Here is a 20518-nt window from a genome sequence, read left to right as displayed (position 1 = left end):
TGACCTTCGTGACCTGAACGAACGCCGCGGAGTACTGGATGCCCCGCCTTCGCGGGGCATGACCTGTGAATTCCTGTCCGCGACCGCGATCTCCTTAAGGAAAAGACCATGACTGAAATTCGTGTGCCGACGCTCGGCGAATCCGTCACCGAGGCCACCATCGGCCGCTGGTTCAAGAAGGCCGGCGATCCCGTCGCCGTCGACGAGCCCTTGGTTGAGCTCGAGACTGACAAGGTCACCATCGAAGTGCCCGCGCCCTCCGCCGGCACGCTGAGCGAGATCATCGCCGCCGATGGTGCCACCGTTGCGGTCGGCGCGCTGCTCGGCCAGATCACCGACGGCGTCGGCGCGGCCAAGCCCGCCGCGGCGCCCGCCAAGCCTGCCGCTGCTGCGGCGCCCGCTGCAGCCGCTGCTGCACCGGCTCCGGCCGCGAAGGCGCCGCCGGCCGATGCGCCGCTCGCCCCGTCCGTGCGTAAGCTGTCGGCCGAGACCGGGATCGACGCCTCGACCGTTCCGGGCTCCGGCAAGGACGGCCGCGTCACCAAGGGCGACATGCTCGCGGCGATCGAGCGCGCCGCCTCGGCGCCGACCCCCGTCAACCAGCCCGCCGCCGCCGTGCAGGTCCGCGCGCCGTCGCCCGCCGATGACGCCGCGCGCGAAGAGCGCGTCAAGATGACCCGGCTGCGCCAGACCATCGCGCGCCGCCTCAAGGACGTGCAGAACACCGCGGCCATGCTGACGACCTTCAACGAGGTCGACATGACCAACGTCATGGCGCTGCGCGCGCACTACAAGGACGCGTTCGAGAAGAAGCACGGCGCCAAGCTCGGCTTCATGGGCTTCTTCACCAAGGCCGTCGTGCAGGCGCTGAAGGACATTCCGGCGGTCAACGCCGAGATCGACGGCACCGACCTGATCTACAAGAACTATTACCACATCGGCGTCGCCGTCGGCACCGACAAGGGTCTCGTCGTCCCCGTGGTGCGCGATTGCGACCACAAGTCGATCTCCGACATCGAGAAGAGCATCGCCGATTTCGGCCGCCGCGCCCGCGATGGCCAGCTCAAGATCGACGAGATGCAGGGCGGCACCTTCACCATCACCAATGGCGGCATCTACGGCTCGCTGATGTCGACCCCGATCCTGAACGCGCCGCAGTCCGGCATCCTCGGCATGCACAAGATCCAGGAGCGGCCGATGGTCGTCGGCGGCAAGATCGAGGTCCGCCCGATGATGTACCTGGCGCTGTCCTACGATCACCGCGTCATCGACGGCAAGGAAGCCGTCACCTTCCTGGTTCGCGTCAAGGAGAGCCTGGAAGACCCGGCGCGCCTGGTGCTCGATCTCTGATTCCTGATGCCCTGCGAGCGCCGTCGCCATGCGCGACGGCGCGTGTCGAACCATGGAGGCTGATGTGACGGATAAGGTCGTTGTCATCACCGGCGGCAGCCGCGGCATCGGGCGGGCGACCGCGATCGCGGCGGCCGCGCGCGGCTTCCGCGTCGTGGTCGGCTATGCCAGCAACAAGAAGGCCGCCGACGAGGTGGTCACGCAGATCGAGGCCGCCAATGGCAAGGCCATCGCAGTGAAATGCGATGTGGCCGAGGAAAGCGACATCCTCGCCCTGTTCAAGGCCGCAGACGAGTTCGGCACGCTCGGGGCGCTCGTCAACAATGGCGGCATCGTCGGCCAGAGCGGCGTGCGCGTCGACGAGATGTCGGCCGAGCGCATCCAGCGCGTGATGGCGGTCAACGTCACGGGCTCCATCCTCTGCGCGCGCGAAGCCATCAAGCGGATGTCGACCAGGCACGGCGGCGAGGGCGGCGTCATCGTCAACCTCTCGTCCGTCGCTGCCAGGCTCGGCGCCCCCAATACCTATGTCGATTACGCCGCCTCCAAGGGCGCGGTGGATTCCTTCACCGTCGGCCTCGGCTACGAGGTCGCGGGCGAAGGCATCCGCGTCGCCGCGATCCGTCCCGGCCTGATCGACACCGAGATCCACGCCGCCGGCGGCGAGCCCGACCGCGCCCATCGTCTGGCTCACATGGTGCCGATGAAGCGCGTCGGCACCGCGGACGAAATCGCCAATGCCATCGTCTGGCTGATGTCGGACGAGGCGTCTTACGTCACCTCGGCCATTCTCGATGTGTCCGGCGGCCGCTGACGCGCCGGCGGACGCTGACACATCCTCATCACGGCAAACCTTACGGGACTTTCTCTCATGGCTACCTACGATCTCGTCGTCATCGGCACCGGACCTGGCGGTTATGTCTGCGCGGTGCGCGCCAGCCAGCTCGGCATGAAGGTCGCCGTGGTCGAAAAGAACGCCACCCTCGGCGGCACCTGCCTCAATGTCGGCTGCATGCCGTCCAAGGCGCTGCTGCACGCCTCAGAGATGTTCGAGGAAGCCGCGCACTCCTTCGCCAAGATGGGCGTGTCGGTGTCGGCGCCGAAGCTGGATCTTCCGGCGATGATGAACTTCAAGCAGCAGGGCATCGACGGCAACGTCAAGGGCGTCGAGTTCCTGATGAAGAAGAACAAGATCGACGTGCTCAAGGGCAGCGGCAAGATCCTGGGGAGCGGCAAGGTCGAGGTCTCCGCCGACGGCAAGTCCCAGGTCGTCGAGACCAAGAACATCGTGATCGCCACCGGCTCGGACATCGCGCGGCTCAAGGGCATCGAGATCGACGAGAAGCGCATCGTGTCGTCCACCGGCGCGCTGTCGCTGGACAAGGTCCCCGGCAAGCTGCTGATCGTCGGCGCCGGCGTGATCGGCCTCGAGCTCGGCTCGGTCTGGCATCGCCTGGGCGCCGAAGTCGTCGTGGTCGAATTCCTCGACCGCATCCTGCCCGGCATGGACGGCGAGATTGCCAAGCAATTCCAGCGCATCCTGGAAAAGCAGGGCTTTGCGTTCAAGCTCGGCGCCAAGGTCACGGGCGTCGATACCTCCGGCAAGACGCTGAAGGCGACGGTCGAGCCCGCCGCCGGCGGCGCCGCCGAGACACTGGAAGCCGACGTCGTGCTCGTCTGCATCGGCCGCGTGCCCTACACCGAGGCCCTCGGCCTCAAAGAAGCCGGCGTGGCGCTCGACCCGCGCGGTCGCGTCCAGATCGATCCGCATTTCGCCACCAGCCTGAAGGGCGTCTATGCCATCGGCGACGTCGTCGCAGGCCCGATGCTGGCGCACAAGGCCGAGGACGAAGGCGTCGCGGTGGCCGAGATCATCGCCGGCCAGGCCGGTCATGTGAATTACGATGTGATCCCGGGTGTCGTATATACCTCGCCGGAGGTGTCCTCCGTCGGCAAGACCGAGGAGGAGCTGAAGCAGGCGGGCGTGGCCTATACGGTCGGCAAGTTTCCGTTCACCGCCAACGGCCGCTCCAAGGTCAACCAGACCACTGACGGCTTTGTGAAGATTCTCGCAGATGCGAAGACCGATCGCGTGCTCGGCGTGCACATCATTGGCCGCGAAGCCGGCGAAATGATCCACGAGGCCTGTGTTCTCATGGAGTTCGGCGGCAGTGCGGAAGATCTCGCGCGCACCTGCCACGCGCATCCGACCCGCTCGGAGGCCGTCAAGGAAGCCGCGCTTGCAGTCGGCAAGCGGGCCATCCATATGTAGCCACGCCCGGCGCCGAATCGGGCGGGAAACACATGCTGCGCCGCCTTCTTCAACCGCTCTGGGTCCTGCTTGCGATCATCTTTTTGATCGAGGCCTGGCTGTGGGACCATCTCGAGCCGATCGTCGCCAGGATCGTCGCGGCCATCCCGCTGGCGCGCTTCAAGCATTGGCTGACGGAGCGCGTCAATGCGCTGTCGCCGGCCATGACGCTGATCGTGTTCGCCGTCCCGGTCGTGCCGCTGTTTCCGCTCAAGCTGGTCGGCCTCTGGCTGCTCGCGCACGAATATTGGACCAGCGCGGTCTTCATGATCGTGTTCGCAAAGCTAGTCGGCGTCGGCGTTACCGCCTTCGTGTTCGACGTGACGCGCCACAAGCTCCTGGAGATGCACTGGTTCGAGCGGATCTACGATCTGGTGCTGAGGATCCGCGCCAAGGCCGCCGAGCTGGTCAACCCGATCAAGCAGCGCATCCGCGAGCTGATCGCCGGCAACGGCGAGGGATGGTCGTCACGGACCCTGCGCATGATCCAGCGTTTCAGGAAGAGCGTGCATCAGGCGCGGTAGCTGTCCGCCGCTTGTTCGATATTGTCCCTACATATTCGCTGTCATTGCCCGCGAAGGCGGGCAATCCAGTATTCCAGAGACGTCAATGACTGAGCCGAGAAGCCGCGGCGTACTGGATGCCCCGCCTTCGCGGGGCATGACACTGTCTGTGTGGTTAGAATTGCCGCCTCAACACCTCAATGCAAATGCAACAGATGCGGCCACCACAGGCCGAGCGCGGTCATGATGAGTCCGGCGATGGTCAGCACGCCGCTGACATAGGCCAGCGCGAGCATGCCGGTGATGATGGTGGCCGAGGCCAGCACGATGCCGATCTGGAAGGCGGCCGAGGCCAGCTCGAAGTGATGGTATTTCGCGGTCGCCTCGTCGCGCGCGTGCTCTGCATGCTTGGCCTTCTCGGCGAGCTGCTCGGTGCCTTCGCCGGTCTCGGGCTCGGAGCGGTAGCGCTGCGCCGTCTTGGTCCAGTCCTCGACCTGCTTCTGCACCGCGGGCTTCTGCGCCTCGTCGGCGGCGGCGAGCGCGAGCTTGCCCTGCTCGGCCGCCGTCACCACCACGGTGCGGCGGATGCTCTTGGCCTGGAAGAACGCCCAGAGATTGGCGGCCTCGACGTTCTTGCTGATCGATTCGGTCTGCGCCCCCTTGCCGAGCGTCTCCGAGATCGCAAGAAATAATGCCAGCACCGCGATGAGGAGCGCGATCTTCTTGTTCGAGCCGGACGCGTGTTCGGCGTGCTCGGCGTGCTCCATGCTTTCGTGTGCGCCCATGATGTCTCTCCTGCCTCGGTTCCGCAACGATTGAACCAACCGTGCGGCCGGCGCAAGAGGCACGCGAGCTGTGACAGGACTGTGTCAGGTGGTCGGCTCTCGTGTCCCGGACGCGGCGCAGCGTGCAACGCTGCGACGCTGAGCCGGACCCAGAAGCTGCAGCCGGGCGCGTCGAGGATGGGCCCCGGCTCAGCAGCGCATCACTGAAGAAGTGCTGCCATAGCGCGTCGAAGACGCGCGTAAACGCGCTTATGGCGTCCGGGGCACGAGAGCCCGTAGAGTTTCACCGCCGGGGATGGGCGCTCGCATACACTTCGAGCAGGCGCTCGGAATCGATACCGGTATAGACCTGCGTGGTCGAGAGCGAGGAATGGCCGAGCAATTCCTGGATGGCGCGCAAGTCGCCGCCGCGCGACAGCAGATGCGTGGCGAAGGAATGGCGCAGCGCGTGCGGGGTGGCGCTGTCGGGCAGGCCGAGCGCGCCGCGCAGCCGCTCCATCGCGAGCTGGATGATGCGCGGGCTCAAGGGTCCGCCGCGCGCGCCGACGAAGATCGGCCCCTCCGCCGGCAGCGGATAGGGGCACATCGAAACGTACTCCTGCACCAGCTCGAGCACGTTTTGCAGCACCGGCACCATGCGGGTCTTGTTGCCCTTGCCGGTGACGACCAGCACGTCGCCTTCGCCGGGACGCGGCACCTCGCGGCGCTTCAGGCCGAGCGCTTCGGAGATGCGCAGGCCCGAGCCGTACAGCAGCGCCATCACCGCGGCATCGCGCACCAGGATCCAGGTCTCGCGGTCCTCGCCGGCGCGCTCGTCGGCATCGGCAAGGCGCTTTGCGGAGGCCATCGGCAGCGGCTTCGGCAGGCTCTTCGCCACCTTCGGCGCACGGATCGCGGAGAGTGCGCCGACCTTGCCCTTGCCTTCGCGCTCGAGGAAGCGGCCGAACGAGCGCAAGCCCGCCAGCGCACGCATCAGGCTGCGGCCGGCGATGTCGTCGGCCCTGCGCATCGCCATGAAGGCGCGCACGTCGGTGGCTTCCAGCGCGGCGAAACGCCTCGAGCGTGACGCGCTCGCCCCAATGGGCACAGAGAAAATCCAGGCATTGCCGCAAGTCGCGGCCATAGGCCTCCAGCGTCTTCGGCGACAGCCGCCGCTCCGCCCCGAGATGCGACAGCCAGCGCGTCATCTCCTGCGCGATCGAGGGATCGGCGCTGGCGAGCTCGAGTCTAGGGGCGGCTGCTTTGCTCATGCGCTCTGGACGGAATGATTCCGCACAGTATATCGCATCACACTCGTTTATCGTTCGCTAAGGTCGCCCCCGGACGCTAGCCTTCACACCCCCGGGTTCCGATTCTCCCTCCAAAGACCCCTTGATGGATCATTCGTCGCGCAGCAACGCCGCCCCCACCAACGCGACCGGCATGGTCGACGTGCTGGTGCCGGTCGCGCTCGACCAGACCTATTCCTACAAGGTGCCGCGCGGCATGGAGCTGAAGGCGGGCGATCTCGTTGGCGTGCCGCTCGGGCCGCGCGAAGTGCTGGCCGTGGTCTGGGGCGAGAACGCCAATCCGGATCCGCGCCTGCACAACCGGCTCAAGGAGGTCAGCGAAAAGCTCGACATCCCGCCGCTCAAGCCGGAGCTGCGCCAGGTGGTCGACTGGGTCGCCAATTACACGCTGAGCCCGCGCGGCATGGTGCTGCGCATGTGCCTGCGGATGGGCGACAATCTCGGTCCTGAGCGGGTGCGTCCCGGCGTGCGCCTGACGGGCGAGCCGCCGAAGCGGTTGACGCCGGCACGCCAGCGCGTGATCGAGCTGCTGTCGGACCGGCTGCTGCACGGCAAGTCCGACGCCGCCAGGGAGGCCGGCGTCTCCTCAGGCGTGATCGACGGCCTCGTCGATGAAGGTACGCTCACGGTCGAGCCGATGCCGCCGCTGGCGGCGCCCCCGGCGCCCGATCCGGAGTTCGGCCGGCCGGATTTTTCGCCGCTGCAGCGGGCCGGCGTCGATGCGATGCGTGCGCTTGCCGCCAACGGCACCTTCCACGTCGCGCTGCTCGACGGCGTCACCGGCTCGGGCAAGACCGAGGTCTATTTCGAGGCCGTCGCGGAAACCATCCGCCGCGGCAGGCAATCGCTGATCCTGATGCCGGAGATCGCGCTCACCGGACAATTCCTCGATCGCTTCGCGCAGCGCTTCGGCGTGCGCCCGATCGAGTGGCATTCCGAGCTCACCCCGCGCACGCGCGCGCGCAATTGGGCGGCGATCTCCTCGGGCACCGCGCCGGTCGTGGTCGGGGCGCGCTCGGCGCTGTTCCTGCCCTACGCCGATCTCGGCCTGATCGTGGTCGATGAAGAGCACGACCAGGCCTACAAGCAGGACGAGGGCGTGCATTATCACGCCCGCGACATGGCAGTGGTGCGCGGGCACATCGCCAAAATCCCGGTGGTGCTGGCGTCGGCGACGCCATCGGTCGAGTCCGAGGTCAATGCCCGCAAGAACCGCTATCAGCGCATCGCGCTGCCCTCGCGCTTCGGCGGCCAGCATATGCCGCATATCGAGGCCATCGACATGCGCCGCGAGCCGCCCGCGCGCGGCCGCTTCATCTCGCCGCGGCTGGCCGGCGAGATCAGGACCGCAATCGAGCGGCGCGAGCAGGCGCTGCTGTTCCTCAATCGCCGCGGCTATGCGCCGCTGACGCTGTGCCGGACCTGCGGCCATCGCTTCGCCTGCACCATCTGCGATGCCTGGCTGGTCGATCACCGCTTCCGCCAGCGCCTGGTCTGTCACCATTGTGGCTTCTCGATGCCGCGCCCGCATATCTGTCCGAACTGCTCGGCTGAGGAATCCCTGGTCGCGGTCGGGCCCGGCGTCGAGCGCCTGCAGGAAGAGGCGGCCGCGCTGTTTCCGCAGGCGCGCACCATGGTGCTGTCGAGCGATCTCGTCACTTCGATCGAGACGATGCGAAGCGAGCTCGCCGAGATCGCGGAGGGCCGCGTCGACATCATCATCGGCACGCAGCTGGTGGCCAAGGGCCACAATTTTCCGCGGCTCAATCTGGTCGGCGTGGTCGATGCGGATCTGGGCCTATCCAACGGCGATCCGCGCGCGGCGGAACGCACCTGGCAATTGCTCAACCAGGTGATCGGCCGTGCCGGCCGCGAGCAGGGCCGCGGCATCGGCTATCTCCAGACCCACCAGCCCGACCATCCCGTGATGAAGGCGCTGATCGCCTGCGACCGCGAGGCCTTCTACGACAGCGAGATCGAGCTGCGCGAGAAGACGCTCTATCCGCCGTTCGGCCGGCTCGCCAGCCTGATCATCTCCGCCGGCGACCGCCCGAGCGCCGAAGGTCTCGGCCGCCGTCTCGTCGCGCTGGCGCCGCGCGACGAGCGCGTCGTTGTGCTCGGCCCGGCGGAAGCGCCGCTCGCCGTGATCAAGGGCCGCTACCGCTTCCGCATCCTGGTGAAATCGGCGCGCAATTTCGACCTGTCGGATTACTTGCGCAACTGGCTCGCGGTCTGCCCGAAGCCATCAGGCAATCAGAAGCTCGAAGTCGACGTCGACCCGCAGAGTTTTTTGTAAGCGCCACTGTCACCAAATGCTTGGTCGTCATTCCGGGCTCGCGCTGCGCGCGCCCCGGAATGACGACAAAAAAGCCCGCGGTCCCCCAAGACCGCGGGCTTGTTTCAGACGCGCATCAAATTGATGGAAACTGCGCGTCGATGTGAGGCGCGGCTGGCGCCTTAGGAGACGACTTCCGCGGTGACGCGGCCGACGCCGGCGCCGGTGAGGCCGATGGCGCGGGCGGCACCTGTGGAGAGGTCGAGAACCCGGCCGCGAATGAAGGGGCCGCGGTCGTTGATGGTGACGATGACGCTCGAGCCGCGGTGGGTGACGCGCAGCTTGGTGCCGAACGGCAGCGAGCGGTGCGCCGCGGTCAGGGCGTTCTGGTTGAAGCGCTGGCCCGACGCGGTGCGGCTGCCGGACTCGTTGCCGTAATAGGAGGCCATGCCGGAGAAGCTATGGCCGCTGCCCGAGGTCGGATTCATCGACGCATTGGCGTTGCGCCAATCGGAGCTCGCATTGGTGTCGGCCTGGGCGTGGTGGCGGTGATGATGCTTGTGGTGGCGGGATTTGGCGGAAGCTTCGGTGGCAGTTCCACCGATCAGGAGAGTTGCGGCAACGAAAGCGATCGCCGTACGCGGCCGGGTCACAAAGCCCAGCGTCTTCAAAGACAGCATTTATTGGTCCCTAAGCTAGTATTGCCACATATGTGGCAAGTGGAGCCCCCATCAATTTGTGAGCGGTCTGGCGTTTCGATTCCCAATGCGGCGTGAATTGGGCAGTAAATCCGTTCTGTGTCGTCATGAAACATCTTGTTACTCAAACAGGATATTCAGCTCATGTTTCCTAATCTTCGCCTTTAACGATTTATTAACCTATGGATTACTTGCGAATACTGTAAAGCGAAGTTATCCCTTCCGGCGTTTAGAATTGGGTAAGTATTCGGCGAGTGATGCTGTCGGCGCTGGAATCACGGCTCAGCGATCCGTGTTCATGGCCGCTATGCACTGGGGGCAGGAACCAATCCGGGCAGCGCGGCGAACCCGCCAATTCCGCGACCGGGAAGATCGCCATCCAAGTCCTTGATCGAGTCCTGCTCCGATCGCCGAACCGGACCAAAGATGTCGCAGCGTGCGACGAACTGGCGACAGAACCTCGTGCCTTTAATTTGGCGTCATGTTGCACCTGCGCGCCTGCTATGTTAGCAAAGCCGCGATTTTAACGAGCCCGGCACGTCCCGTGCTGGTCGAAAATCGAAGTCCCGCTTGAATTCCAAGGGCTTGGATCGCTAGGCGCCGCTTCGTGGCGACGGTTTTTCCCTTGCGAGTTTGACAGCAAAAAGAGCGCGTCTGTGGCTGCAGAAGATACCTCCGTTTCCGGTGTGTCCGGCCGTTATGCAACGGCCTTGTTCGACCTGGCCCGCGATCAGAAAGTGGTCGACGAGGTCAAAGCCGATCTCGAGAAATTCGAGGCCCTGCTGAACGAGAGCGCCGATCTGAAGCGCCTCGTCCGCAGCCCGGTCTTCGCCGCCGACGCCCAGTCCAGGGCCCTGTCGGCCGTGTTGGCCAAGGCCGGTATCGCCGGCATCTCCGCCAATTTCCTCAAAGTGCTGACCGCCAACCGCCGCCTGTTCGTGGTTTCGGACGTCATTCGCGGCTACCGCGCCCTCGTCGCCAAGTTCAAGGGCGAGACGACGGCCGACGTCACGGTGGCGGAAGCGCTCTCGGACAAGAATCTCGACGCCCTCAAGGTTGCCCTGAAGTCGGTGACCGGCAAGGACGTCGCGCTGAACGTGAAAGTCGATCCCGCGATCATCGGTGGCCTCGTCGTCAAGCTGGGCAGCCGCATGGTCGATGGTTCGCTTCGCACCAAACTCAATTCGATCAAGCACGCGATGAAAGAGGCAGGCTGATGGACATCCGCGCCGCGGAAATTTCCGCGATCCTCAAGGACCAGATCAAGAATTTCGGCCAGGAAGCTGAAGTCTCCGAAGTCGGACAGGTGCTGTCCGTCGGCGACGGTATCGCCCGCGTCTACGGTCTGGACAACGTCCAGGCCGGTGAAATGGTCGAGTTCGAGAACGGCACCCGCGGCATGGCGCTGAACCTCGAAACCGACAACGTCGGCGTCGTCATTTTCGGTGCCGACCGCGAGATCAAGGAAGGCCAGACCGTCAAGCGCACCCGCGCCATCGTGGACGCGCCGGTCGGCAAGGGCCTGCTCGGCCGCGTCGTCGACGCGCTCGGCAACCCGATCGACGGCAAGGGCCCGATCCAGGCCGACAAGCGCATGCGTGTCGACGTCAAGGCGCCCGGCATCATTCCGCGCAAGTCGGTGAGCGAGCCGATGGCGACCGGCCTCAAGGCGATCGACGCCCTGATCCCGATCGGCCGCGGCCAGCGCGAGCTGATCATCGGTGACCGCCAGACCGGCAAGACCGCGATCGCGCTCGACACCATCCTGAACCAGAAGCCGCTCAACGCGCAGCCGGACGAGAACATCAAGCTGTACTGCGTCTACGTCGCGGTCGGCCAGAAGCGCTCGACGGTTGCCCAGTTCGTCAAGGTGCTGGAAGAGCAGGGCGCGCTCGAATACTCGATCATCGTCGCCGCCACCGCCTCGGATCCGGCGCCGATGCAGTACATTGCGCCCTTCACCGGCTGCACCATGGGCGAGTACTTCCGCGACAACGGCATGCACGCCGTGATCATCTATGACGACCTTTCGAAGCAGGCCGTCGCCTATCGCCAGATGTCGCTGCTGCTGCGCCGCCCGCCGGGCCGCGAAGCCTATCCCGGCGACGTGTTCTATCTGCACTCCCGCCTGCTCGAGCGCGCGGCGAAGCTGAACAAGGACCAGGGCTCGGGCTCGCTGACCGCGCTGCCGGTCATCGAGACCCAGGCCAACGACGTGTCGGCCTACATCCCGACCAACGTCATCTCGATCACCGACGGCCAGATCTTCCTGGAAACCGACCTGTTCTTCCAGGGCATCCGTCCCGCGGTGAACGTCGGTCTGTCGGTGTCGCGCGTCGGCTCCTCGGCGCAGACCAAGGCCACCAAGAAGGTTGCCGGCAAGATCAAGGGCGAGCTCGCGCAATACCGCGAAATGGCGGCGTTCGCGCAGTTCGGCTCCGACCTCGACGCCTCGACCCAGCGCCTGCTCAACCGCGGCTCGCGCCTCACCGAGCTGTTGAAGCAGCCGCAGTTCTCGCCGCTGAAGATGGAAGAGCAGGTCTGCGTGATCTGGGCCGGCACCAACGGCTATCTCGATCCGCTGCCGCTCAACAAGGTGCGCGCGTTCGAGGACGGCCTGCTCTCTCTGCTGCGCGGCAAGCACGTCGACATCCTCAACGCGATCCGCGACAGCCGCGACCTCTCCGACGACATTGCTGCGAAGCTGAAGTCGGTGGTCGAAGGTTTTGCGAAGAGCTTCGCGTAAGAAACAACCGTCAGGGCCGGGCTAAAGCGCGAAGCGCGTCTTCGCAACTGAAGTCCCGGCCATCCACGTCTCTCGGCGTGGCAGACGGCACGTGGATGCCCGGGACACGCCCGGGCATGACGAGTGGGATAGGCTAGCGGCTTGATCGCAAGGATCGAACCGCCGGGGTGAACGAAGAATGGCGTCACTTAAAGACATGCGCGTCCGCATCGCCTCCACCAAGGCGACGCAGAAGATCACCAAGGCCATGCAGATGGTCGCAGCCTCCAAGCTGCGCCGCGCGCAGACCGCCGCGGAAGCGGCGCGTCCCTATGCCGACAAGATGAGCGCGGTGATCTCCAACATCGCCAGCGCCGCGGCGGGCTCGCCCGGCGCACCGGTGCTGCTGGCCGGCACCGGCAAGGACCAGGTCCACCTGCTGCTGGTCTGCACCGGCGAGCGCGGCCTGTCCGGCGCCTTCAACTCCTCGATCGTGCGTCTCGCCCGCGAGCGCGCCTTGGCGCTGATGGCGCAGGGCAAGGACGTGAAGTTCTTCTGCGTCGGACGCAAGGGTTACGAGCAGCTGCGCCGCCAGTTCGACAAGCAGATCGTCGAGCACATGGACCTGCGCAGCGTCCGCCAGCTCGGCTTCGTCAATGCCGAGGAGATCGCCAGGAAGGTGCTGGCGCGTTTCGACAACGGTGAATTCGACGTCTGCACGCTGTTCTATTCCCGCTTCCGCTCGGTGATCGCGCAGATCCCGACCGCCCAGCAGATCATTCCGCTGGTGGTGGAGGAGGGCGGTGCCGCCAACACGACGTCCTATGAATACGAGCCGGAAGAGGACGAGATCCTCACCCGCCTGCTGCCGCGCAATCTCGCGGTCCAGATCTTCCGCGCGCTGCTCGAGAACAACGCCTCGTTCTACGGCGCGCAGATGAGCGCGATGGACAACGCGACGCGCAACGCCGGTGAGATGATCCGCAAGCAGACGCTGGTCTACAACCGCACGCGTCAGGCGCAGATCACCAAGGAACTGATCGAAATCATCTCGGGTGCCGAGGCCGTCTGACCAGGACGCTCAGCACCCATTACACGCAACATCCCGGTCACGCTGACCGCGGTTTAGAAGTTCGGATCGAAGGAGACATTCAATGGCAGCCCAGGTCGGTCGCGTCACCCAGGTCATCGGCGCCGTCGTCGACGTGCAGTTCGAAGGCCACCTCCCGGCCATTCTCAATTCGCTCGAGACCAAGAACGGCGGCAACCGCCTGGTGCTCGAAGTCGCCCAGCATCTCGGCGAGTCCACCGTCCGCACCATCGCGATGGACACCACCGAGGGTCTGGTCCGCGGCCAGGAAGTGACCGACACCGGCGCCCCGATCCGCGTTCCCGTCGGTGAAGGCACGCTCGGCCGCATCATCAACGTCATCGGCGAGCCGATCGACGAAGCCGGTCCGGTCAAGACCGAAGGCCTGCGCGCCATCCATCAGGAAGCGCCGACCTACACCGACCAGTCGACCGAGGCTGAAATTCTCGTCACCGGCATCAAGGTCGTCGATCTCCCTGGCTCCCTACGCCAAGGGCGGCAAGATCGGCCTGTTCGGCGGCGCCGGCGTCGGCAAGACCGTGCTGATTCAGGAGCTGATCAACAACGTCGCCAAGGCGCACGGCGGCTACTCCGTGTTCGCCGGCGTCGGCGAGCGGACCCGCGAGGGCAACGACCTCTATCACGAGTTCATCGAATCCAAGGTCAACGCCGATCCGAAGAACCCCGATCCGAGCGTGAAGTCGAAGTGCGCGCTGGTGTTCGGCCAGATGAACGAGCCGCCCGGCGCCCGCGCCCGCGTCGCGCTCACGGGTCTCACCATCGCGGAAGACTTCCGCGACAAGGGCCAGGACGTGCTGTTCTTCGTCGACAACATCTTCCGCTTCACGCAGGCCGGCTCGGAAGTGTCGGCGCTGCTCGGTCGTATCCCTTCGGCGGTGGGTTATCAGCCGACGCTGGCCACCGACATGGGCGCGCTGCAGGAGCGCATCACCACCACGCAGAAGGGCTCGATCACCTCGGTGCAGGCCATCTACGTTCCGGCCGACGACTTGACCGACCCGGCGCCGGCGACCTCGTTCGCGCATCTTGACGCGACCACGACGCTGTCGCGCTCGATCGCCGAAAAGGGCATCTACCCGGCGGTGGACCCGCTCGACTCGACCTCGCGCATGCTCTCCCCGCTGGTCGTCGGCGAGGAGCATTACGCGGTCGCCCGTCAGGTCCAGCAGGTGCTGCAGCGCTACAAGGCGCTCCAGGACATCATCGCCATTCTCGGCATGGACGAGCTGTCGGAAGAGGACAAGCTGACCGTGGCCCGCGCCCGCAAGGTCGAGCGCTTCATGTCGCAGCCGTTCCACGTCGCCGAAATCTTCACGGGCTCGCCTGGCAAGTTCGTCGACCTCGCCGACACCATCAAGGGCTTCAAGGGCCTCGTGGAAGGCAAGTACGACCACCTGCCGGAAGCCGCCTTCTACATGGTCGGCACCATCGAAGAAGCCGTCGAGAAGGGCAAGAAGCTGGCGGCGGAAGCCGCCTAAGCTGGCGAATAGCGAATAGGGAGTGGCGAATAGCTGCTCCCTGCTTCAACCACTCGCCATTCGCCACTCACCATTCGCAGGTTTCTTATGGCCACCTTCCACTTCGATCTCGTCTCTCCGGAAAAGCTCGCCTTCTCGGGCGAGGTCGACCAGGTCGACATCCCCGGCGTCGAGGGTGACTTCGGCGTGCTGGCAGGGCATGCGCCGGTCGTGGCGGCGATCCGCCCCGGCATTCTCACGATCACCACCGGCGGCAAGCACGAGAAGATCATCGTGCTCGGCGGCATCGCCGAGGTCTCGAAAGGGGCCTGACCGTGCTCGCCGACGTCGCGACGTCGCTGGCCGAGCTCGATCGTGCCCAGTTCGCCGAGACGATTGCGGAGATGGAAGAGAGCCTGAAGGAGCACGAAGGCGGCGAGCTCGATCACGCCATCGAGCGGCTCGACCACTTCAAGAGCATTCAGCATCAGCTCAACGCGACGGCTATGCACTAAGCCCCGGGGCACCGCTCCGGGGCTCAAGTCTGAAATTTCTGAACAGGCTCAGCGCTCGTCACCGACCGTGGCGGGCGCTGAAACTTTGTTGCTTGACGATGGCGGTCGCCCACACGCGCAACCGCAAACGGTCGGCCGAAATTCTCCAACGATTTCAAACCCCGTTCTACTGTGCATGGGGTTGTTTTCGCAGTTTTCAGTTTGCGAAGGGCGCAAACTGCCCGGCCACCGCGCGATAGACCTCGCGCCGGAACGGCACCACGATGTCGGCGACGCGGTCGAGCCGCTCCCAGCGCCAGGCGTCGAATTCGGCGGGCTGGCCGTTGCGCGGCGTCAGCGGATCGATCTCGTCATCCTTGCCGGTGAAGCGCAGCGCGAACCACTTTTGACGCTGGCCGCGGAATTTCGCCAGGCGATGCGTCTGCGGGCCGTCGTAGGGCGGGAATTCGTAAGTGTACCAGTCGGTCTCGCCGAGATAGTCCGCGCTGACGACGCTGGTCTCCTCCCAGAGCTCGCGCATCGCCGCGTCGCGCAAGTTCTCGCCCTCGTCTACGCCGCCCTGCGGCATCTGCCAGTCGAGGCCAGGCAGGATGATCTCGGGCCCGTCGCCCTTGAAGCGGTGGCCGACCAGCACGCGGCCATCGGCATTGAACAGCGCGATGCCCACGTTGGGCCGGTAGGGTTTTTCATTGGTCACTTGCAGATATCTCTTGTCGTCATTCCGGGGCGCGCGCAGCGCGAGCCCGGAATCTCGAGGTTCTCAGGTGCGCACTGCGCACCATAGTTCGATGCTGTCGCATCGCCCCGGGACGACGGCAAATCATTTATTCGTCCGCCAGCGCGGAAAATTCCTGCACCACGCGCTCATAGACCGGACGCTTGAACGGAATGATCAGTCCGGTCAGGTTCTTCATCGGTTCCCAGCGCCAGCTGACGAACTCGGCCTTGTGGCCGCCGCCGCCGGGCTTCTCGACGTTGATCTCGCTGTCCTTGCCGGTGAAGCGCACCGCGTACCATTTCTGGCGCTGGCCGCGGTAGCGGCCCTTCCAGGCGCGTCCGGCGACCGTGCGCGGAATGTCGTAAGTGAGCCAGTCCGGGACCTCGCCGAGCCGCTCGACCGAGCGCACGCTGGTCTCCTCGTACAGCTCGCGCTTGGCGGCCTCCCAGGTGTCCTCGCCGGGATCGACGCCGCCTTGCGGCATCTGCCAGACATGGGTGTCGTCGACATGCTCGATGCCGCCGGCGCGGCGGCCGATGAACACGCGTCCTTCCTTGTTGAGCAGCATCACACCGACGCAGGTCCGGTAGGGCAGATCCTCGTAACGCGCCATTCCGCCAGACCTCTCACATGCTGCCGGTACGGCTGAACCGGTCCCCCCGTCAGGACAAGCGCCGTACCAATCCGTTGATTTAGCTGGATTTTGATTTCAGCATCGCTGTTGTCAATGGCACCAGGAGGATGCCCCGGTCGGCCAATGTCTTGGTCCAGGCGGCGATGCGGTCGATCGAGACGGGCAGGGCGGAGGCCGTGCCGACCGCGATGCCGCGCTCGCGTGCCGTCGATTCGAGCTTGTTCAGGGCACGGTCGATCTCGGTCGCCGTCGGCACCACGTCGATCGCGATGTCGCCCTTGCCGAACGGCATGGCCTGGCTCGCTGCCGTCTGGGCTGCGATGCTGCGGGGCGAGGAGCCGTCGTCGAAGAAGCCGAGGCCGCGCTTGGCCGCCTCGCGGACGATCGGCTGCATCGCCGGCTCGGTCGCGATGAAGCGGGCGCCCATGAAATTGGCGATGCCGGCATAGCCCTGCATCCGGCTCAGATGCCAGTACAGGCGGTCCATGTTCTGGTCTGCGCTGAGCGAGGTCAGCAGCGTCTGCGGTCCCGGGTCGTTGTCGGGAAAATCGTAGGGCTCCATCGGGATCTGGAGGAAGATCTCGTGGCGCTGCGCACGGGCCCGCTCGGCGAGCTTGCCGGGATCGGCGCCGTAGGGCGTGAAGGCCAGCGTCACCGCCCCCGGCAGCTTCATGATGGCGTCCGTGGTCTTGGCAGCGCCGACGCCGAGCCCGCCGATCACGATGGCGACGACAGGCATCTTGGCGGCCTTGGCGCGATCGGCATCCGCGGCATAGACGTTGAACGGCTTCAGCCCGTCGGCCACCACCGGGATCATGCCGTAGCGCGATTTCTCCAGCAGTTTCGGATTGATCCCGGCCATCACGGGCGGCGGGGCCGACGCTGCGGCATCGCCCTTGTCGGCGCCATCGCCGGCACCGATGACCACGTCGTGGCGGGCGCCGGTGGAGCCGTCGATCATCGTGACGGTCTTCTGCTCGCCGGGAGAGGCCTGCTTCGGCGCTTCCTTGGTCTCGTGCCTGCTGTCCTGAGCGGCGGCGGGCTTGTCATCCGCCGCCTTGTCCGCCGGCTTGATCGCGATCCGGGTCATCGGCTCGCCGCCGAGCGGATCCTTGTTGAAGAGGGCGAAGCCGGCAAAGGTGACAAGGAACAGGCCGAGCAGCACGGCGAGCAGCTGCGTGGCCGTGAACGGCAGCCGCAGCCGGCGTTTCCGGCGCGGCTTGTCCTGTCCGAGCGGAGCGCTCAGATCATCGGCCGTTTCAGTCATGCGCGATCCCGAATCACTGCGAATGACGATACCACGCCGAGGTCAAGCGGCGGCAGGCCGGGAGAGGCCGGGGATGCCGGGAGTTCCCAAGCAAAAAGGGCGGCTCCTGGAGCCGCCCTTCAGGGATCGCGATACGCGAGCTAGTTCGTCGACCTAGTTCGCCGCCTTCGGCTTGTCGGTCGTGGCCTTGCTATCGCCGCCGGGCGCAGGCGCGGCCGAGGCGCTGTTCTTGATGCCGTGGAGCAGGTCGCCGGCGAGCTTGAGCGCCTTGTCGTCCTTGGCGTCCGGCGGGACGTAGGATTGCGAGCCGGTCTTCTCGTCGCCGTCGTTCTTGAGATGGCCGCGCAGCGAAGCCTCGCCCTTGGTGTCGGTGCGCGCCTTCAGCTCGTCCGGCACGTCCTGCAGCACCTCGATATCGGGCACGATGCCCTTGGCCTGGATCGACTTGCCCGACGGCGTGTAATAGCGCGCCGTGGTCAGGCGCAGCGCGCCGTTGCCGCTTCCGAGCGGGATGATGGTCTGCACCGAGCCCTTGCCGAACGAGCGCGTGCCGACGATGGTCGCGCGCTTGTGGTCCTGCAGCGCGCCGGCGACGATCTCCGACGCCGAAGCCGAGCCGCCATTGACCAGCACGATGACCGGCTTGCCCTTGGTGAGGTCGCCGGAATGCGCGGTGCGGCGCTGGGTCTCCTCGGCATTGCGGCCGCGGGTCGAGACGATCTCGCCCTTCTCCAGGAAGGAGTCGGAGACGGTGACCGCTTCCTCGAGCAGGCCGCCCGGATTGTTGCGCAGGTCGATGATGAAGCCCTTGAGCTTGTCGCCGCCGATCTGGTTCGTGAGGTTGCCGACCTCGCGCTTCAGGCCTTCGGTGGTCTGCTCGTTGAAGGTGGTGATGCGGATATAGCCGATGTCGTCCTGCTCCACGCGCGCGCGCACCGAGCGGACACGGATGTTGTCGCGCACCAGGGTGACGTCGATCGGATTGTCCTGGCCCTTGCGGATGATCTTGAGCTTGATCTTGGTGTTGACCGGGCCGCGCATCTTCTCGACCGCCTGGTTCAGGGTCAGGCCCTGCACCGCCTCGTCGTCGAGATTGGTGATGATGTCGTTGGCCATGACGCCGGCGCGCGAGGCCGGCGTGTCGTCGATCGGCGAGACCACCTTGATGAGGCCGTCTTCCATCGTGACCTCGATGCCGAGGCCGCCGAACTCACCGCGCGTCTGCACCTGCATGTCGCGGAAGCTCTTGGCGTCCATGTAGCTGGAATGCGGATCGAGGCCGGTGAGCATGCCGCTGATGGCCGATTCGATCAGCTTGGTGTCGTCGGGCTTCTCGACATAGTCGGAGCGCACGCGCTCGAACACGTCGCCGAACAGATTGAGCTGGCGATAGGTGTCCGCGGTGGCGGCTCGTGCGCTGGAGCCCATGAAGACCGCGCGCGGCTGGGTCACGAACAGCGTCAGCGCTGCACCGGTGGCGGCGCTGAGGAGGATTACTGAAGTCTTGCGCATCATCCGCGAACCTTCTCGCCTTCATTTGCGGCCCACCATGGGCCTGGATCGATTGGAGTGCCGTCCTTACGGAACTCGACATACAGCACAGGTTGACTCGCGTTCGTCGCGAGAATGGAGGCGACTTGAGATGTCGACCCCATGGTCGCGACCGGCTCTCCCGTGAGCACGAACTGTCCGATGTTGACCGAAATACGCTCCATCCCGGCGATCAGGACATGATACCCGCCCCCGGCATTGAGGATCAAGAGTTGTCCATAGCTGCGGAACGGGCCGGAATAGACCACCCAGCCGTCACACGGCGTTGTGACCTGGGAGCCGGGCTTGGTTGCCAGCGAAATGCCCTTCTGAACCCCGCCGACCCCGTCGGAACCGCCGAAATCCCTGATCTTGTTACCGTTAACCGGAAGCGGCAGCAGACCCTTGGCCGAGGCGAACGCGATGGCGGGGGCGGTCCGGGACCGGTCCTTGAATGCGCCCGGGCCCGACTTGGCGCTGGCGGCCGCCAGCTTGGCTTCCTTGGCCTCGGCCTGCCTTGCGGCCTCGGCTGCCTTCTCGGCGGCCTTGGCGGCGCTTTGCAGGTCCTGCTCCATCTTGGTGATCAGGCCCTGGAGATCGCCGACCTGCTTCGAAAGCATGATCGCGCGCGCGTTCTCGGCGTCGAGATCCTTTTCGCGCGCCGCCTGCTGGCGCTGCCGCTCCTCGACCAGGGCGGTGAGCCGGGTCTGGTCGCTGCGGACCCGGTCGCGGTCGGCGGCGAGCTGGTCGCGCTCGGAGGCGATGGTCTTGCGCAGGGCCACGAGCTCGCCGAGCTCGCTTGCGATCTTTTCGGCGCGGCCGCGCAATTCCGGCACCACCGCGCCGAGCAGCATCGCGGTGCGCAAGGATTGCAGCGCGTCTTCGGGCCGCACCAGCAGCGCCGGCGGCGTCCGCCGCCCCGCCCGCTGCAACGCCGCCAGCACCTCGACGATGTCGCCGCGGCGCGAATCCAGCGACGCGCGCATCTCCTGCTCGCGGCCGTTCAGGGCTTCGCAGCCGCGCTTCGGTGTCGTCGATCTTGGTCTCGACCATGCGCACATTGGCCGCGGTGTCGATCAGCTGCTGATTGAGCTGGGTGCGGTCCTTCCCCAGCGAGGTGATCTCGGCCTTGAGCTTGGCCTGTGCCTCTTCCGCGCTCTTCTGCCTGGCGCGGGCGGCTTCCAGCTCCTGCTCGCGCTGCTTGATGGCATCGGGCGAGACCGCGGCGGTCTGCGGCGGCGCCGTCTGAGCCTGCGCGAGGCTTGCGCCCAGAACGCCTGTTTGCAGGACGCTCGCGATCAGCAGCAGGTTGAGGACAGGCGCTCGCATTGCTTCAGGCAAAGATGCTCG

14 protein-coding genes and 4 pseudogenes are annotated in these 20518 nt (G+C 65.8%); 10 read left to right on the top strand and 8 right to left on the bottom strand.

The window, feature by feature from the left end; all coding sequences use genetic code 11:
• Positions 1-108 precede the first annotated feature (108 nt).
• From odhB to ACETMP_RS22735, 4 genes are read left to right on the top strand one after another with little or no spacing between them, the layout of a single operon-like run.
• A complete protein-coding gene (gene odhB / locus ACETMP_RS22750; RefSeq protein WP_375157953.1) occupies positions 109-1350 on the top strand; it encodes a 2-oxoglutarate dehydrogenase complex dihydrolipoyllysine-residue succinyltransferase in 1242 nt (413 codons plus the stop codon).
• Positions 1351-1402: 52 nt separating this feature from the next.
• Positions 1403-2164 carry an SDR family oxidoreductase gene (locus tag ACETMP_RS22745; protein WP_375157952.1) on the top strand — a complete coding sequence of 254 codons (762 nt, stop codon included), beginning with the start codon at positions 1403-1405 and terminating at the stop codon, positions 2162-2164.
• 57 nt (positions 2165-2221) lie between these two features.
• Entirely contained in the window at positions 2222-3622 is a 1401-nt protein-coding gene (lpdA, locus tag ACETMP_RS22740; RefSeq protein ID WP_375157951.1) for a dihydrolipoyl dehydrogenase, read from the top strand.
• A gap of 32 nt (positions 3623-3654) precedes the next feature.
• Positions 3655-4185 (top strand): hypothetical protein, encoded by a 531-nt coding sequence (locus tag ACETMP_RS22735; protein ID WP_375157950.1) that lies wholly within the window; start codon positions 3655-3657, stop codon positions 4183-4185.
• Positions 4186-4361: 176 nt separating this feature from the next.
• Here ACETMP_RS22735 and ACETMP_RS22730 read toward each other — a convergent pair whose 3' ends face one another.
• Both ACETMP_RS22730 and ACETMP_RS22725 read right to left on the bottom strand, forming a co-directional pair.
• On the bottom strand, positions 4362-4949 hold the full coding sequence (locus ACETMP_RS22730) for a DUF4337 domain-containing protein (protein WP_375157949.1): 588 nt from the start codon (positions 4947-4949) through the stop codon (positions 4362-4364).
• A 283-nt stretch (positions 4950-5232) separates the two neighbouring features.
• Positions 5233-6199 (bottom strand): annotated as a pseudogene (locus ACETMP_RS22725) (tyrosine recombinase XerC).
• Positions 6200-6323: 124 nt separating this feature from the next.
• Between ACETMP_RS22725 and ACETMP_RS22720 the strand changes: the two are divergent.
• Positions 6324-8534 (top strand): primosomal protein N', encoded by a 2211-nt coding sequence (locus tag ACETMP_RS22720; protein ID WP_375157948.1) that lies wholly within the window; start codon positions 6324-6326, stop codon positions 8532-8534.
• A 161-nt stretch (positions 8535-8695) separates the two neighbouring features.
• Here the strand turns inward: ACETMP_RS22720 and ACETMP_RS22715 are convergent, their stop codons facing one another.
• Complete coding sequence (locus tag ACETMP_RS22715) at positions 8696-9193, bottom strand: septal ring lytic transglycosylase RlpA family protein (protein ID WP_375157947.1); 498 nt, start codon at positions 9191-9193, stop codon at positions 8696-8698.
• A gap of 674 nt (positions 9194-9867) precedes the next feature.
• Here ACETMP_RS22715 and ACETMP_RS22710 point away from each other — a divergent pair.
• From ACETMP_RS22710 to ACETMP_RS22690, 5 genes and pseudogenes are all read left to right on the top strand, one after another.
• A complete protein-coding gene (locus ACETMP_RS22710) occupies positions 9868-10428 on the top strand; it encodes a F0F1 ATP synthase subunit delta (protein WP_375157946.1) in 561 nt (186 codons plus the stop codon).
• Positions 10428-11957, top strand: a complete 1530-nt coding sequence (atpA, locus tag ACETMP_RS22705) for a F0F1 ATP synthase subunit alpha (RefSeq protein WP_375157945.1) — start codon at positions 10428-10430, stop codon at positions 11955-11957. Before ACETMP_RS22710 ends, atpA begins: the two co-directional genes overlap by 1 nt.
• A gap of 178 nt (positions 11958-12135) precedes the next feature.
• Positions 12136-13008: a F0F1 ATP synthase subunit gamma gene (locus ACETMP_RS22700; protein ID WP_375157944.1), complete on the top strand. Its 873-nt coding sequence runs from the start codon at positions 12136-12138 to the stop codon at positions 13006-13008.
• A gap of 82 nt (positions 13009-13090) precedes the next feature.
• A pseudogene (gene atpD, locus ACETMP_RS22695) lies at positions 13091-14525 on the top strand (F0F1 ATP synthase subunit beta).
• Positions 14526-14612: 87 nt separating this feature from the next.
• Positions 14613-15019: pseudogene (locus ACETMP_RS22690) on the top strand (F0F1 ATP synthase subunit epsilon).
• 196 nt (positions 15020-15215) lie between these two features.
• On the opposite strand, the gene ACETMP_RS22685 reads toward ACETMP_RS22690, so the two are convergent.
• The 5 genes and pseudogenes from ACETMP_RS22685 to ACETMP_RS22665 all read right to left on the bottom strand — a co-directional run bounded on the left by ACETMP_RS22685 (position 15216) and on the right by ACETMP_RS22665 (position 20497).
• A complete protein-coding gene (locus ACETMP_RS22685) occupies positions 15216-15716 on the bottom strand; it encodes an RNA pyrophosphohydrolase (protein WP_375157943.1) in 501 nt (166 codons plus the stop codon).
• A gap of 127 nt (positions 15717-15843) precedes the next feature.
• Positions 15844-16350: an RNA pyrophosphohydrolase gene (locus ACETMP_RS22680; RefSeq protein ID WP_375157942.1), complete on the bottom strand. Its 507-nt coding sequence runs from the start codon at positions 16348-16350 to the stop codon at positions 15844-15846.
• A gap of 79 nt (positions 16351-16429) precedes the next feature.
• On the bottom strand, positions 16430-17638 hold the full coding sequence (locus tag ACETMP_RS22675; RefSeq protein WP_375157941.1) for a divergent polysaccharide deacetylase family protein: 1209 nt from the start codon (positions 17636-17638) through the stop codon (positions 16430-16432).
• A gap of 153 nt (positions 17639-17791) precedes the next feature.
• A complete protein-coding gene (locus tag ACETMP_RS22670) occupies positions 17792-19153 on the bottom strand; it encodes a S41 family peptidase (protein ID WP_028133254.1) in 1362 nt (453 codons plus the stop codon).
• Positions 19150-20497 (bottom strand): annotated as a pseudogene (locus tag ACETMP_RS22665) (murein hydrolase activator EnvC family protein). The gene ACETMP_RS22670 and the pseudogene ACETMP_RS22665 overlap by 4 nt, the downstream one beginning before the upstream one ends.
• Positions 20498-20518 lie beyond the last annotated feature (21 nt).

It is taken from the genome of Bradyrhizobium dasycarpum (assembly GCF_042019905.1).
Lineage (GTDB): Bacteria > Pseudomonadota > Alphaproteobacteria > Rhizobiales > Xanthobacteraceae > Bradyrhizobium > Bradyrhizobium japonicum_B.
Note: the sequence above shows the minus strand (reverse complement) of the source record. Positions and strands in the feature narration are given on the sequence as shown.